We start from the raw sequence: 14,840 nt of genomic DNA, 5'->3' as shown, positions 1-14,840 counted from the left end.
ATAAAAGTATCGTAGAGGGATGAGTAACGGATATGAATTGGCTACAGCAGTTATCGTGTCATTGGCAAAAGACGCAGCTACAACGTCCAGAGTTGGCATCAATGTTTGGTGATCCCTTGGTTAAGCAGTGGGTGGCGATTGATTGTGAAATGACTGGTCTTAACCCAAAAAAGCATCATTTGTTGTCGGTAGCAGCGATTCATATCAATGGCGATACAATCGATACGGGTAATGGTATGCATTTGGTGTGCAGACCCCCTGTGATGCCAGACCGCGACACTATTGTGATACACGGTCTGCGCACGGCTGATGTTGAGCATGGGATGAGCTACGATGAAATGCTGGCGCTCTTGCTGCCCTTTATAGACAATCGACCAATCGTTGGGTTTTGTCCCCAAATAGATATTGGGTTTTTAAACCCTGTGGTCAAACGCTATATGGGCACGACATTGCCAAATAAAGTCATTGATGTGCGGCAGTTGTATAGTCAGCGAATGGGCGATCGTACTCAAGGTATCCCCAATCAATCGCAGCATTTAACCAATATTTTAGCGCATTATAATATTCCTGAGCTGGGTGCGCATGATGCTTATAATGATGCCATTATGACAGCGATGGCGTTTTTGCATCTGCGCTCACGCCCATGATGGAAGCTATAGTCGATACTATATAGACCGACAGCACAGACGGCAAACGAAGCGCCGCATCTACGCGCAAACAGCAACTCGTGTTACCATAAGCTATTTTTTTACCTGATAGACAGATGCTTATGCCGCCCACCTCTACACGATGTCCCACCAACCAAAAAACCGACGCCCTTCATGCCAAAACTGGCAGGCAATCACAGCCTGCTGAGCACTATTTGCGAGCATTTTTTCAATCGGGCAAACGCTTGTCGTTGCCTGTCATATTAACCACCCTTATGGCAACACCGCTCTCTGCGCAAGCAGCGCTACCAGAGGCCATACAAGCGGCTTTATTACGTGCAGATTTATCAGCGTCTGACATCAGTATTGTCATCACACCAGTCGGTGACAAAAACGCCAGCCACCTTCCATCGCCCATCAAAGTGATCGATAGCGGTAGCGCCACAGAGACGACAGCTGCTAAGAAAACCAGCAACACACACACGAATAACCATCATAGCGCTCTGACGATCATCGAAAAACGAACGATCGAAAAGCACGAGCAAAGGCTACACGCTTATACGGACGACCCTTATATTTATCAAAGCTTGGAGAGTATCCCAACGCTAATACCTGACAGTCATCAATCAGCTCATCAATCGGCTCATAATCAATCAACCAATAAACAAGCAACACTGGATGATAGCAATAATGGCACGGGAAATAATAATACCAAAACTAATACGAGTCCCTCATCTATCAAAATCTCGTTTTCTCCGTTATTGAATCATCAACCTGATATCGCGCGTACCCCTGCCAGCACCATGAAACTCGTTCCTACTCTCATTGCGTTAGAGACACTCGGCGCTGACTTTGTGTGGCATACGCGTGTCTACCATACGGGCTTGGTTATAGAAGATACGCTGTATGGCGATTTGGTTATTCAAGGAAGTGGCGACCCAAAAATGACTCATGAGCGCCTGCAACAGCTGCTCTATCAAGTACAAACCTCAGGAATTCGCCATATCAGCGGTGATATGATTGTCGATAGTGCCATTTTTCACAACGTGACTAAAGACCCTGCGGCCTTTGATAATGCGCCCCTCCGTCCTTATAACGCCAGCCCTGATGGTTTTTTGGTCAATTTTAGCACCATTGGTATCAAAAGTTATCCGGCGGACAACGGTACAGCAAACCTCACCTATACACCGCAATTGGCAAACTATCAAATGCCCAGTAAGATAGATGTGCGCCCAGCGGCCTGTGGTCAAGCACGCTATAGTCTCGCACCAAAGTGGCAACCCAATCGTTTGGTACTCAATACCGATCTGCCAAACAGCTGTCAAGAGCACGCTTTTTATATCGCGTATCCCGATGCCAAGGAGTTTGCTGCACGGGTCATCGCCGCTAAATGGCAAGAACTGGGCAACACTCTGAGTGGCAAGGTCATTACCCAAGAAACCCCTTACGATCCAGCAAAAAAGACAAAGCCAGCACAAGGTCTATCCGCTCTGCCTATGTCACCCTTGCCCATTGTTAGCTATGTTTCGCTAAATTTAAAGCAGCAGGTTCATGACATCAATCATTTCTCAAACAATGTCATGGCTGAGCAAGTGGCACTATCGATCGGCGCTTATCATCAAGAAAATACTCCTAAAACTGACGCTGATAAAAGCATGGATGATAAAGAATCTCATGACCAAACGGCTAATCCTAAGAACTTTAGCCATAATGCCAGCAGCTTATATCGATTTGGCAAACCACCAGTAACGGACTATCCTGCGGCATTACAGACGATCAATCAATGGTGGAAAAATCATCTAGACACCCCGCCGCCGCACTTAACCAATGGCTCAGGGCTTTGCCGAGATTGCACCATTACTGCCGCTAATTTAAGCGAATTGCTAACCTATGCTTATAATCAGCCAAGTTTTAACGCATACGTCCACTCTTTAGGCGTGGCTGGTGTCAGTGGCACTATTACTACTCATAGTGAGCGTCTACCTGAGTCGGCAGCCATTGGCCGCGCGTGGATAAAAACAGGTACTTTGAACAATGTCACTTCTGTGGCAGGCTATGTCAAAGGGCTTTCAGGACAGGACTATGTTGTCGTTGGCCTTATCAATAGTGAGCACGCGTTAAATACCTATGCAGCCAGAACTGTGTTAGATACCATGCTTGACTGGACAGCAAAGCATTGATTTTTCTATCGGAAATACCTGTTGGTGAATGTGAAACACACCCTATTTTAATCCCTTATTTTTACCCTTTATAAAGGTCAGATTATGTCACGTAAGACAACCAATCTCAGCAAACCTAACACGCATTTAGGTCCTAATGGCTTGCCGCAAAATCACCGTACCACTCACTCTAAAATGGCGTCGTATATTGGGTTTTTCGCGATCGGTTATACACTAGCCAGCGCAATATTTATGATGATACAAACCCAAATGGCGCTAAACTCACAACTGGTCACGGTACTATCCATCATTATTGGCGCTTATATCGCAGTACACAAGTTTGTCAAACATCAGCAGCGCGCATTGGATGTCAATGAGCTCAATCGGTTGATGTTTGGCGGCGTTGCGATCGTTTGGTTGCTAACCATTATTTATTTCTTAGGCATATGGTTTTGGTTGTTTGATGCAGTGAGCCGCGAAGTCTTGTTTGAAATGGCAACACAACGACCGCTACCGCTGCTCTCGTCACTTATTATGATAATGATACTGACATTGGTAAGTGCTCGAATAAGCATTTGGGTATTCAATCGCTTGCTTGACCCTAAACGTAAGACGCTTTAAATATAGCGAGATTGCTATAGTCGATACCAAATAAAATAGATAAACAATATTGTGACGCGAGACTGGCACAAATACTTTCCTATTACGGCACAAAATCCGTTAGGCTAAATTTTTAGGCATAAATTTTAATAAAGTGCTGTTTTATTTATAATAGGAGCAATTGCCATGGATATGATTTTTTTTGATAGCATAGAAAAGCTTGGACGTATTGTTCTGACGACGGTCATGGTTTATGTCTTAATCGTGCTGGTTACTAAAGTCTCAGGTAAGCGCTCTACCTCACAGCTCAACAATTTTGATTGGATTGTCACCGTCATGATTGGCTCTTTGGGTGCCAGTACCATTTTTCTCAAAGCAATTCCTTTTATTGAAGGGGTTTCTGCTATTCTGACACTCTATTTATTGCAGTTTTTGGTTACCAAATATGCGTCTATCTCACCGCAATTCAGCAACTTTATTTTGTCTGAGCCACGTATTGTTTTTTATCAAGGACAGTTTTTGCCAGACGCTATGCGTGCTGAGCGCCTGACTCGACAAGAGATGGAATGTGCGATGCGTGCTGATGGGATAAACAGCTTCGATGATGTGGAAGCCATTGTCTTTGAATCTGATGCCAAGCTTACTATTATTCCAAAACCCAGCCCGACCGATAGCAGCCAAAATGCAAACAATGAAGTCTCACAAACCATTGCGCCGTTGATGTAGATTACAGACCGTAAAAGGCTGTTGGTTAAATTGGCTGAGACGTCGTATTTTTTGTGATGTTTTTCAATTATTGAAGTGGTAGGAGTGACAGGTACTATGAAGGTCAGAATTTTGAGCGTGGGCAATAAAATGCCTAGTTGGGTACAAACAGGGTTTGATGAATATCACAAGCGTATTCAACCCATGCTCAGCACAGAAATTATAGAAATTGCCGCCGCAAAAAGGGCAAAAAACCCTTCAGAGGCCAATTTGGCGCAGTACCGTGAGCAAGAGGGTCAGGCAATTTTGGCCGCCCATAACGCTGTAGGGCGTGAGCAGTTGTGGGTATTGGATGTTAAAGGCAAGATGATATCGACAGAAGGGTTGGCAGATAAATTGGCAGAGGGCATGCAACAAGGTGACGACATTGCGCTAGTCATTGGCGGCGCAGATGGTGTCTCGCCAGAAGTTTTGGCAAAAGCCGATGTAAAGTGGTCATTGTCCGCGCTGACATTGCCACATCCTTTGGTACGCGTCGTGTTGATGGAACAATTATATCGAGCGATGAGTATCAATAACAACCACCCTTATCATCGCGGCAATTAAATCGAGCAAAAAGCTAGGATTGCTAGGGCGTGTCCTCAATTCAATCGTAGGGCATGTCCTAAATTCAATTGACAGTCATCTAAATGGGCTAAGAGTGAGCACACACTCTAGTCTAAAAATATCCATCATAAAACAGATTGAAAAACAAGCGCGTGCCCTAATACAGGAAACATGAAATATCCAAAACACGCGACATCCAACGCCTCTTATGCCCATCTTCAACGTGACAATTATCGCGGTAATACGTCGCAGCCTATCACAGCTGCTGCCGCTTGGGCAGAGACACCTGCTGTTGTATCCAATGCCACCAATTTAGCCAAACTACCAGCATTATTTATTTCGCATGGCGCACCCACGCTTGCAATTGAGCAGTCTTCTACGACCAGCGCACTGGCTCGTATCGGGCAAAATTTACCCAAGCCTCGTGCCATCGTCATTATGTCAGCGCATTGGCAGTCCGCAAAACTCGAAATCAGCAGCAACCCGCAACCAAAGATTTGGCACGACTTTTCAGGTTTTGCAGCAGAGCTGTACGAGTTACAGTATCCTGTTGCTGGGCAGCCAGCGCTTGCGGAAACGCTTGCGCATCAGCTCACGACACGCGGTATCACTTGCAGAGTCAATCCGATGCGTGCTTGTGACCATGGGGTTTGGGCGCCGCTCAAACATCTGTATCCACAAGCAGATGTGCCTATCGTGCAAATATCATTACCGCAGCATTATGACAGTATGGCTTGCTATCAGTTGGGCGCGCAGCTTGCCCGCCTGCGCGAAGAACAAATACTTATCATCGGCTCCGGTAGTATCACCCATAACTTGCAGGCATTACGCTGGCAAGCGGACAGTATTGATCAGACAGCAAAAGACTTTAGACTGTGGTTATTGCGGCAGCTCAAGACAGACATTCCTACTGCACTAGACTGGCAACAGTACCCTGATTATAAAAACATCCATCCAAGCGATGAGCATTTACTGCCATTATTTTTTGCACTGGGAGCAGGTCAGCGCGTCTCAGTCGTTCATCAAAGCATGGCTCATCATAGTTTGGGCATGGATATCTATCGTTTCGATTGAGCCACCCTCGTCAGAGCAATACTAAAAAAGCAAACCTACTTTTCAAAAGCAGGTTTGGTAAACAGACCTGCCCGTTCCATCTCACCTGCCACACTAAATAAAGTCGCTTCATCATTCATACGCCCGATCAATTGCATACCAATGGGTAGGCCTTTTTTGCTCATGCCTACAGGCAATGACATCGCTGGCAACCCTGTGACATTACCCAATAACGTAAAGGCCATTTTACCCAGCACAGGTTGGCTTAGCTTTTCGATCATACCTGATTTAACGGCATGCTTACCGATATCCAAGCCTTTATTGAGCACTCCTGCGCTACGCATCAGCATCTCATCTATACGACTTGGGGGTAATACGCCGTGTTTTACAGCAACAGTCGGAACGGTTGGACACAAGATCATATCGTAGGTTTCGAGCAGCAAACCTGTCTGATACTGACTATGGTGCCAACCGTGCTTAGCGTGGGCTAAATCTACCGCTGACAATGAACGACCGAGTAGTGCCATATTGTAGGTTTGCGGCTCTAGGTTTTTGATGTGCTTTGCACCAAACTCACGCTCGATATTGTCAATGGTAAAGGCCGTGTGCGCACAGACCACGACGATAAAATCATGCCAAAACTGTTCGATATTGATGTTAGGCTCAGCGGGTATCACACGGTGACCCATGGCTTCCAACTGCTTTGCCGTCTGCTCAAGTACGGCGAGCACTTCTTTGTCCACCACCGTATTGGCGATCAATGGCTGTTGATGTAGCGCGATGGTCAACTGCCGCGGTGCGCGCATCGCTGCTTGCAAAAACGTCCCATCTGGTGGGGCGATAATAAATGGCGCACCGATTTCTGCGCCACTCGTCGCATCGAGCATCGCGGCACTATCACGTACCGAACGGGTAATCACGTGATCCGCAACCGCACCCTCCCAGCTTTCACCAAATTTGGGGCCCATTGGATTACGACCACGGCTCGGTTTTAATCCAAACGCACCGCACCAAGCGGCAGGGAAACGTATCGAGCCACCGCCGTCACCCGCACCTGCCATTGGTACTATGCCACTCGCCACGGCCGCCGCGCTACCGCCTGACGAGCCGCCGGAGCTATAGCCTTTTTTGAAAGGGTTGTGAGTTGCGCCATGGGCTTTTGGTTCAGTAGTGATAATCAAGCCAAACTCAGGGGTGTTGGTCTTACCAAAGATATTGACACCAGTGGCTTTCATACGTTTGACGATTTCGCTGTCATTCTCTGAGATGATATTGACGCTACGGCTGCCCATGGTTATAGGTTCACCAGCGAAACTAAAGGATAAGTCTTTGAGCAAATAAGGTACGCCATGGAACGCCCCTGTCGGCAATCCTGCTTGCGCAGCATTATAAGCACGCTCATCAAAACGATGAATGATGGCATTTAATTTTGGATTCAGTTTATTGGCTTGAGAAACGGCAGCGTCGAGCAATTCTTTGGCGCTGACTCCACCTGAATTGACCAAGGTCGCCAAACCTATGGCATCGTACTGGGTATACTCTTTAAACATAATAAACCTTCCCTAGTAAATGATTTTACTTAGTATATCGGCTTACTGAAGATGCGGACAGATATCCTGCTCATATTTGTTTCTTTAATAACATTTAAAATTGGTACTAAAAAAGCGAGCCACTGTCGCAACTCGTTTTTTTATCATGTTTATCACTCAATCAAACTTATGAGTTGCTACATCAATAGTTCGCGCTTACCACTTTTGCCCATTGAGCTGACCAATCCAGCCTCTTCCATCGAATCCACAATGCGCGCAGCACGGTTGTAGCCGATGCTGAATTTACGCTGAATACTAGACGCAGAGACCTTACGCGTTTCCATAATAAAGGCAACCGCGTCATTATATAAGTCATCGTCTTCACCAGACGCATTGGCAGTACTACCGCTACTTGGGCTAGACAACTCAAAATTACCTGCCATGTTGTCAATATAATCAGGTGCACCGCGCTCACGCCAAGCATCGCAGACACGGTTGACTTCTTCATCACTGACATAAGCGCCATGCACACGGTCAGGCTCAATCTGTCCTGGTCCTAAGAACAACATATCACCGTTACCTAGCATATCTTCAGCACCGCCACTATCCAGAATCGTCCGTGAATCGACTTTTGAGTTCACTCGTAGTGCCGCACGTACCGGAATATTGGCTTTAATCAAACCCGTGATGACATCTACTGACGGACGCTGGGTGGCAAGCATCAAGTGAATACCAGCTGCTCGTGATTTTTGTGCCAAGCGGGTGATCAACTCTTCGGCTTGTTTACCAACTTGCATAATCATATCGGCAAACTCATCCGCGACAATAACAATCATCGGTAAGGTTTTGAGCTTTGGCGCTTGGCTGATACTCACGCTGTCGTTCGGTCGCCATAGAGGGTCGAGCATTGGATTGCCTGATTTTTCAGCTGCGATGACTTTTTTATTAAACTCGTTCAGCTTGCGAACCTTAAGCAAGCTCATTAGCTGATATCGACGTTCCATCTCTGCCACACACCATGACAAGGCACTGGCCGCTTCGGTCATGTCGGTCACCACCGGCGTCAGCAGATGCGGAATGTCATTGTAGTTGGCAAGCTCGAGCTGCTTTGGATCAATCAAAATAAGCCGCAGCTCATTTGGTGTGTATTTGAGCAGCATCGATAACAGCATCGAGTTGACCAATACAGACTTACCGGAACCAGTCGTACCAGCAACCAACATATGCGGCGCGCGAGCAAGGTCGGTGATGATTGGATTGCCACCAATGTCTTTACCCATCGCCATACTGATTTGGGCTTTGGGGTCATTGAATTTTTCGGTATTGAGCAGTTCAATCAAACGCACCATTTCCCGCTGTTTATTGGGAACTTCGATGCCAATATAAGGTTTACCAGGAATCACCTCGACCACACGCAAGGACGCCATTGATAGTGAACGTGCCAAGTCACGCGAAATGCCCGTGACCTTGCTAGCCTTTACCCCAGCAGCAAGCTCTACTTCGAAACGGGTTACTACAGGCCCTGGAATAGCATTGACCACAGCCGCCTTTACATTGAACTCTTGCAATTTAATCTCTAATAGCTCAGATAATTGCTCAAGCTCTGCAATGGTATAGCTAGGCTGACGGTCAGGATCTGGTTTATCGAGTATAGATATTTCTGGAATAGGCGTTAAGCTGCTTCGATAGGCAGCAGTTTGCATCGAGCGCGATTTTTGACTAAACGCTGCATCGTCACTAATATGCGGCATTACTGGTGCATCATTATAATCATAATCGCTCAAATCATCGTCTGGCATCATATTGGTGATATGGTTGCTGCTATCACCCTCTGGCACGGCAAAGCTGACGGTTGGTTTGGCAGTCGTGGCGGGCTGTGTGATTGTGGTAGGATTGACCGCCCCCGCAGCTTTTGGATTGGCAGGTGGGGTATTGGTCGGCGTCATATCTGAGACAGCGGATAGCGATACAACCGCTTCTGATGCGGGTGAAGCAACTGCTGTCGAGGCCAAAACAGCTGGGGTTTTAAATACTGTCGGTGACTCAGCATGATGAGACGGTTCAGCTCTGTTGTCAGACACGTGATGTGACGGCTCATTTGAAAAATCACTAACCCCTTCTAACTCAGGTTCGGTTTCTGTTGCTGGCCACTCAGCTATGCTGTCTGTCTGAGCGATTTTATCAGCATCTATATCAGCAGGTTTCAATACGTCAGCATGCTCTGTTAACCATGCATCTGCCAAGGTATCCACACCTATCTCTTTTGATTCAGATGAGGTAGGTTCGGTAACCGCTCGATTGGTGGTCTCGATGTCTTCCCATTCCTTAATAGGCGGCTCGATGATTTTTGTTTTTAGCCTCCCAGTCGATTGAGCCACCAACTGCTCGGCAGCGGACGTAGTAACTGATGATGGTGACTCATCTAATGACTCGGTGCTTATTGATTCATTGCTTAGTGCCTCGGTGCTGGCATCATTATTAGCAACCGAAGCAGCATTAGAATGACTTATGCCATTCGCGCTATAAGCCGTTTGCTCACTTGCTAATAAATCATCCACAGTATTGGCATCATTCCATGCAAAGCTTGGCTCAACTTTACGAGCAGGCAGCATGGCAAGGTTAGCAGTCACCGATGCATTGGTCTGGCTAACTGTATTAGCTATATTTCCGTTAGCCATATTTCCGTTAGCCACAGCCCCTTTAGTGATAGCCCCGTTAGCGGTTGCTGCCGTATTTAAATCTTCACTCTTGTCACTGCTAGACATAGCGGCTTGCGTCGCCGCCATAGAAGCTTTCACACTATCGGCAAGTCCCGAATTGACTAAAAATTCTGACAATACATTACCAAATCGACCGTTGTTGTCTGCCGCTTGAGCGTGGTCAGCAGATTGCAATTCAAGGGGCAACTGCTCATACTCTGATGCGGCCGCTTCTGTAGTCGCCTTTGCTGTATTTTTATCATTCTGCTTGGTGACGGCATTTTCTTGAGTCGTTGACACAGTGTCAGGTGACATGTCTGTGTTTTTTATACCTGAGCCGAGCCATGATAACGCCGTAATCTTCTGATAAATCGCCAGCCAATGAATATTAAAGGCAAAAGTGGCGGTAATCACGACAAATACTGTCAAAAAAACCACACTCCCCCACTGCGATAAAAGCTGTGCCAAACGTGCCTGTAACTCAAGACCAATAATACCACCAGCCAAACCTTCCAGTTCTGTCGACGCTGGATTGGTAATTTGCTGCACTAGCGCTAAAATTTGTGCAAATAATGCACTGGCACTCAATAGCAAAAATACATATGCCACCAAGCGCATCAGCCAAAACGTAGGCTTATTGTCCCACCAAATAAGGATAGACTCATACACCAAAAATGCCAGCAGCCACCATGCACCAAATCCAAAGAAGCTATAAAGCAAGTCAGACAACCACGCACCTGTCTCACCGCCCACATTATTAATCGTGGTCATATCACTGCTGATGTGCGACCAGCTTGGATCATTACCTGTGTAAGTCATCAAAATGACAAACAGATAAACGGCCAGTATTAACCCAAGGAGGGTAAATATTCCTTTCTTCAAATACTCAATAAGCGGTGCTGATATCACGTAAGATCTGCCTTGTTATTAATACTAAATGGTCGTCAACGCATGACTAAGTCTAATCATGCTGACATAAAGTGCTGACATAAATGTACCTAGCGAAATGTTTAAGAGGCTTTATTTATTCAAACAGTTGTACAGACCTGTTATCTTTTAGCCCCGCGCACACTTGGCATAACTTCTTATAATAACAAATACATAGCTATAGTGGCGACCGTCTTCTAAAGAAAGCGTGTAAGAAAGTAAGTCAAGATACGATTTGGGCAAAAAATCGTACTGTTAAATAAAACAGCTAATCGCATCCTACTAACCATTTTGCCTAAATACTGTAAAAGACTCGCGCTTTTTCGTCATTGTATTTCAAGGCAAACATGCTTTGATTCTAATGATACTTGTGTTTGTTTTAGCAAACTTGCACTTTTTGCCGTATGCCCTTATGTTATTATCACACAGCAATTAGAAAAACTATATTAGCCGATTCTTTTGTCACGTATCTTTTATTATATTTATAATGCACACTTTTCATTATCATCTTTAGCAAGGAACAACTCATGGTTACTGCCACTACAGCTCCACGTCACGAAAAGCTCATCATCTTAGGCTCAGGCCCTGCAGGTTACTCTGCCGCTGTCTATGCCGCACGTGCTAACTTAAAGCCTGTCATGGTTACTGGTATGGAAGTGGGTGGTCAATTAACCACCACCACCGAAGTTGACAACTGGCCGGGTGATGCTCATGACTTAACGGGCCCTGCTTTGATGGAGCGCATGAAAGCCCATGCCGAACGCTTTGGCACGGAGTTGGTCTATGATCATGTCAATGAAGTCAATTTGAATGAACGTCCTTTTAAGTTGACGGGTAATAATGGCAATTACACTTGTGATGCTTTGATCATCTCAACAGGTGCCTCTGCTCAGTACTTAGGACTAGAATCAGAGACCAAGTTTAGAGGTTTGGGTGTGTCAGCTTGTGCCACTTGCGACGGCTTCTTTTATAAAGATCAAAAAGTCGCTGTCATTGGCGGGGGTAATACCGCGGTCGAAGAAGCGTTATATTTATCCAACATTGCTTCTGAAGTTACTCTAGTCCATCGCCGTAATGGTTTACGTTCTGAAAAGATTTTACAAGATAAGCTGTTTGAAAAAGTCAAAAATGGTAACGTCAAAATCGAGTGGAACCACAAAGTTAAAGAAGTTGTTGGTGATGATATGGGTGTCAATGGCGTGGTCATCGAATCTATGATCGATGGTAGCACCAAGACACTAGACACGATGGGTATGTTTGTTGCGATCGGTCATAAGCCCAACACAGAGTTGTTCAAAGGTCAGCTAGACATGAAGGACGGCTATCTTATTGTCAACAGCGGCCTAAATGGTAATGCCACACAGACCAGTATCGAAGGGGTGTTTGCTGCAGGTGATGTCGCAGATCATGTTTATCGTCAGGCCATTACATCTGCGGGTACTGGCTGTATGGCAGCGCTTGATGCTGAAAAATATTTGGACGCTATTGGTGAAGCGACTGCGACCGACCATACCTACGCATCAACATTGACTGCCGATAAAGAAGACTAAATGGGCAATTTCTCACACCAAAATGATAAAAGCATCACGCCTGAGGCTCTAAAAAGTCTTGGGCGTTATGACTTTCCTGACCCTATGACTATCGATCCTGATGGCATTGGGGTCGTCGCTATGGGCGGAGATTTGGCACCTGAAACACTGATTTCTGCTTACGCGCAGGGGCTATTTCCTTGGTTTAATGAAGATGAGCCTATCGCATGGTGGTGTCCTGAACCTCGCTGCGTGATAGCACCGACTGGCTATCAGCCAAGTAAATCTCTACGTAAACAAGCAAACAGCGCCCGTTGGCAATTAACCCTCAATCAAGCGTTTGATGAAGTTATACATGCCTGTAGTTTACCGCGCAGCAATGGCCTGCCCGAAGGTGAACATACTTGGATTCATGAGGAAATGATTGCAGCCTATATTGAATTACATGCCCAAGGTTATGCCCATAGCATCGAAGTTTGGGATGATAAAGGGCAGCTGATTGGCGGACTTTATGGATTAAAAATAGGCGGTATCTATTTTGGTGAGTCCATGTTCCATAAGGCCTCTAATGCGTCAAAACTCGCATTTTGGGGCTTAATGCGCTTGTGTGGACAAAGCAAAGTAGCACTCATTGACTGTCAATTACCAAACGACCATCTTATGAGCTTAGGTGCTACCACTCTACCGCGAGCAGATTTCCTCACTCAATTGGATGTACTACTAAGTCATCAACCAGTAAAATGGCACAACCATTCTCACAAGCCATTGGCGGTATCGCTACTTGATACGACAGAACCGTGGCGGCTCAAATGAGATGAGCGTGACTGCTATACAGCTTATAGCACTCTACTACTCATATCGCCTACTATTACTCATATTATCTAACAATAATAGTTACCTACCGACGAGATTATTATGGCACCTGATACATCCTTCTTATTAATTGGCACATTAGCGACAAAAGCCAATACCACCAAAGATACGGTTCGCCATTATGACCAGCTGGGCTTGCTGAAATCCCGTAAACGGCAGGCAGGCTCTCGTCTATATACAGAGTTTCATCCACAATGCATCGAACGTATCGAGCTGATAAAAAGCGCGCAAGCTATCGGCTTTACGCTCACTGAAATCAGAGAAAACCTCAATGATTATTATGATGGTCAACTTGATATTGATTTACAACTGACACTTACTCAGCAAAAGTTAGAACAAGTCCGCAAGCAACAAGCCAATATCAGCGTGATGATAGAGTTGCTAAGCGAACGAATCGACGTGCTAGAACGTATGAAAATAGACAGTGACTACCAGCTTGATATGGAAATATGCAAAAAGAAAATTTCCGATCATGTCCAAAATCACTCTAGCTAATATCCAGTCGATATAGTCAGGTCGATATATAGCGAGTTCAGTATAAAAATGAGTCAGCGGAACTGGAATGCTTATCTTTAAACAAGAAGTTTCGTAGCATCGAGACTGCGAAGGCACAGCAAGCAAGTAAAATTTGTACCAGTCATGCGTCATAATATCGTGTATCTATTTTATTTAGTATCAACTATATAATGAGGTCAATATAAAAAAGAGTCTACTGAGCCCTACTCAATCCCCTTGAGTATAAACGCGCTGCATAATTAGGGCATCCACAGCAGGCTGATCTAGTAAGTGATAATAACCTTTGCGCTTATGGATCACGGCAAACGCTTGCTGCTCATATAAAGCGATTGCCGGAACGTTATCTGCACGTACTTCGAGCAAAAGACTCTCTACTTGGCCTTGAATTAGTTCACTATTCAACTTGGTAAACAGTCTTGACGCAATACCTTGTCGTTGATAGTCAGGATGGGTGCCAATACGCAAAATCTCTGCTTGCTCAAAAACCAGCTGATATAAGCAATAGCCAATTACTTTATTATCGATGATGATAGCAGACGGTGCTTGCTCATAAACGATCAGCATATTGATACTGTCTTGTTCAAGCAATTCAGCCAACGTCTGATAAATCCACATATCGTGCTGTTGAACCAATGCTTCAATATTTGCGACCGCTTGAATGACCTGCTGACGCTTTGCTGTACTAATGGGTAAATGCGCTATCGTAAACACGCCGCCTCCTTTTATTTTTATCATTTGGTTATGCTTAGATTATATAGGCAAAGCTTATCGCAAGTATGTTCACAAAGCTGTGCGGCCATATATTTGTATGAACAAATCACTATTTTCATATCCAAAAAAAAGCCACCCTCTTAGAGGGTGGCTTTTTCATGACTAACTCATAATCTCATTACTGAGACTTATAGATTAGTTCAATACGTTAGCAACAACACCAGCGCCTACGGTACGGCCGCCTTCACGAATTGCGAAGCGAAGACCTTTGTCCATAGCGATTGGG

The 14,840-nt window shown here is 45.4% G+C and carries 13 protein-coding genes; 9 read left to right on the top strand and 4 right to left on the bottom strand.

The features are described 5' to 3' along the window. Window positions 1–32 precede the first annotated feature (32 nt). The 6 genes from M917_RS03095 to M917_RS03070 all read left to right on the top strand — a co-directional run bounded on the left by M917_RS03095 (window position 33) and on the right by M917_RS03070 (window position 5,791). Window positions 33–647: a 3'-5' exonuclease gene (locus tag M917_RS03095; RefSeq protein WP_021813307.1), complete on the top strand. Its 615-nt coding sequence runs from the start codon at window positions 33–35 to the stop codon at window positions 645–647. Between the two features lie 122 nt (window positions 648–769). Then, window positions 770–2,827 (top strand): D-alanyl-D-alanine carboxypeptidase/D-alanyl-D-alanine-endopeptidase, encoded by a 2,058-nt coding sequence (locus M917_RS03090; RefSeq protein WP_021813306.1) that lies wholly within the window; start codon window positions 770–772, stop codon window positions 2,825–2,827. 84 nt (window positions 2,828–2,911) lie between these two features. Continuing rightward, window positions 2,912–3,427 carry an ABZJ_00895 family protein gene (locus M917_RS03085; RefSeq protein WP_021813305.1) on the top strand — a complete coding sequence of 172 codons (516 nt, stop codon included), beginning with the start codon at window positions 2,912–2,914 and terminating at the stop codon, window positions 3,425–3,427. Between the two features lie 165 nt (window positions 3,428–3,592). Continuing rightward, the gene (locus M917_RS03080) at window positions 3,593–4,132 is read left to right on the top strand and encodes a DUF421 domain-containing protein (protein ID WP_021813304.1); all 540 of its coding nucleotides are present in this window, start codon (window positions 3,593–3,595) and stop codon (window positions 4,130–4,132) included. A gap of 96 nt (window positions 4,133–4,228) precedes the next feature. Next, window positions 4,229–4,717 carry a 23S rRNA (pseudouridine(1915)-N(3))-methyltransferase RlmH gene (gene rlmH, locus M917_RS03075; protein WP_021813303.1) on the top strand — a complete coding sequence of 163 codons (489 nt, stop codon included), beginning with the start codon at window positions 4,229–4,231 and terminating at the stop codon, window positions 4,715–4,717. Between the two features lie 171 nt (window positions 4,718–4,888). Next, window positions 4,889–5,791, top strand: coding sequence for a DODA-type extradiol aromatic ring-opening family dioxygenase (locus tag M917_RS03070; RefSeq protein WP_021813302.1), 903 nt, complete (start codon window positions 4,889–4,891; stop codon window positions 5,789–5,791). 35 nt (window positions 5,792–5,826) lie between these two features. Here M917_RS03070 and M917_RS03065 read toward each other — a convergent pair whose 3' ends face one another. Continuing rightward, entirely contained in the window at window positions 5,827–7,320 is a 1,494-nt protein-coding gene (locus M917_RS03065; protein WP_021813301.1) for an amidase, read from the bottom strand. A 176-nt stretch (window positions 7,321–7,496) separates the two neighbouring features. Next, window positions 7,497–10,907 carry a DNA translocase FtsK gene (locus M917_RS03060; protein ID WP_021813300.1) on the bottom strand — a complete coding sequence of 1,137 codons (3,411 nt, stop codon included), beginning with the start codon at window positions 10,905–10,907 and terminating at the stop codon, window positions 7,497–7,499. A gap of 545 nt (window positions 10,908–11,452) precedes the next feature. On the opposite strand from M917_RS03060, the gene trxB reads away from it, so the two are divergent. The 3 genes from trxB to M917_RS03045 all read left to right on the top strand — a co-directional run bounded on the left by trxB (window position 11,453) and on the right by M917_RS03045 (window position 13,822). Then, a complete protein-coding gene (gene trxB, locus M917_RS03055; protein WP_021813299.1) occupies window positions 11,453–12,475 on the top strand; it encodes a thioredoxin-disulfide reductase in 1,023 nt (340 codons plus the stop codon). Next, window positions 12,476–13,267: a leucyl/phenylalanyl-tRNA--protein transferase gene (gene aat, locus M917_RS03050; protein WP_021813298.1), complete on the top strand. Its 792-nt coding sequence runs from the start codon at window positions 12,476–12,478 to the stop codon at window positions 13,265–13,267. A 102-nt stretch (window positions 13,268–13,369) separates the two neighbouring features. After that, a complete protein-coding gene (locus M917_RS03045) occupies window positions 13,370–13,822 on the top strand; it encodes a MerR family transcriptional regulator (protein WP_021813297.1) in 453 nt (150 codons plus the stop codon). Window positions 13,823–14,050: 228 nt separating this feature from the next. Here M917_RS03045 and rimI read toward each other — a convergent pair whose 3' ends face one another. After that, window positions 14,051–14,554 (bottom strand): ribosomal protein S18-alanine N-acetyltransferase, encoded by a 504-nt coding sequence (gene rimI / locus M917_RS03040; protein WP_021813296.1) that lies wholly within the window; start codon window positions 14,552–14,554, stop codon window positions 14,051–14,053. A gap of 195 nt (window positions 14,555–14,749) precedes the next feature. Beyond that, window positions 14,750–14,840, bottom strand: a 91-nt coding sequence (locus M917_RS13855; RefSeq protein WP_454557312.1) for an EF-Tu C-terminal domain-related protein, incomplete at its 5' end; no start/stop codon positions are given.

The sequence above is a fragment of the Psychrobacter aquaticus CMS 56 genome (assembly GCF_000471625.1).
Taxonomy (GTDB): Bacteria; Pseudomonadota; Gammaproteobacteria; order Pseudomonadales; family Moraxellaceae; genus Psychrobacter; species Psychrobacter aquaticus.
Note: the sequence above shows the minus strand (reverse complement) of the source record. Positions and strands in the feature narration are given on the sequence as shown.

What these genes read in the sequence shown, in the direction of transcription:
- M917_RS03095 (WP_021813307.1), top strand. Translation starts at nt 33, where the DNA reads ATGAATTGGCTACAGCAGTTATCGTGTCATTGGCAAAAGACGCAGCTA.
- M917_RS03090 (WP_021813306.1), top strand. Translation starts at nt 770, where the DNA reads ATGCCGCCCACCTCTACACGATGTCCCACCAACCAAAAAACCGACGCC.
- M917_RS03085 (WP_021813305.1), top strand. Translation starts at nt 2,912, where the DNA reads ATGTCACGTAAGACAACCAATCTCAGCAAACCTAACACGCATTTAGGT.
- M917_RS03080 (WP_021813304.1), top strand. Translation starts at nt 3,593, where the DNA reads ATGGATATGATTTTTTTTGATAGCATAGAAAAGCTTGGACGTATTGTT.
- rlmH (WP_021813303.1), top strand. Translation starts at nt 4,229, where the DNA reads ATGAAGGTCAGAATTTTGAGCGTGGGCAATAAAATGCCTAGTTGGGTA.
- M917_RS03070 (WP_021813302.1), top strand. Translation starts at nt 4,889, where the DNA reads ATGAAATATCCAAAACACGCGACATCCAACGCCTCTTATGCCCATCTT.
- M917_RS03065 (WP_021813301.1), bottom strand. Translation starts at nt 7,320, where the DNA reads ATGTTTAAAGAGTATACCCAGTACGATGCCATAGGTTTGGCGACCTTG.
- trxB (WP_021813299.1), top strand. Translation starts at nt 11,453, where the DNA reads ATGGTTACTGCCACTACAGCTCCACGTCACGAAAAGCTCATCATCTTA.
- aat (WP_021813298.1), top strand. Translation starts at nt 12,476, where the DNA reads ATGGGCAATTTCTCACACCAAAATGATAAAAGCATCACGCCTGAGGCT.
- M917_RS03045 (WP_021813297.1), top strand. Translation starts at nt 13,370, where the DNA reads ATGGCACCTGATACATCCTTCTTATTAATTGGCACATTAGCGACAAAA.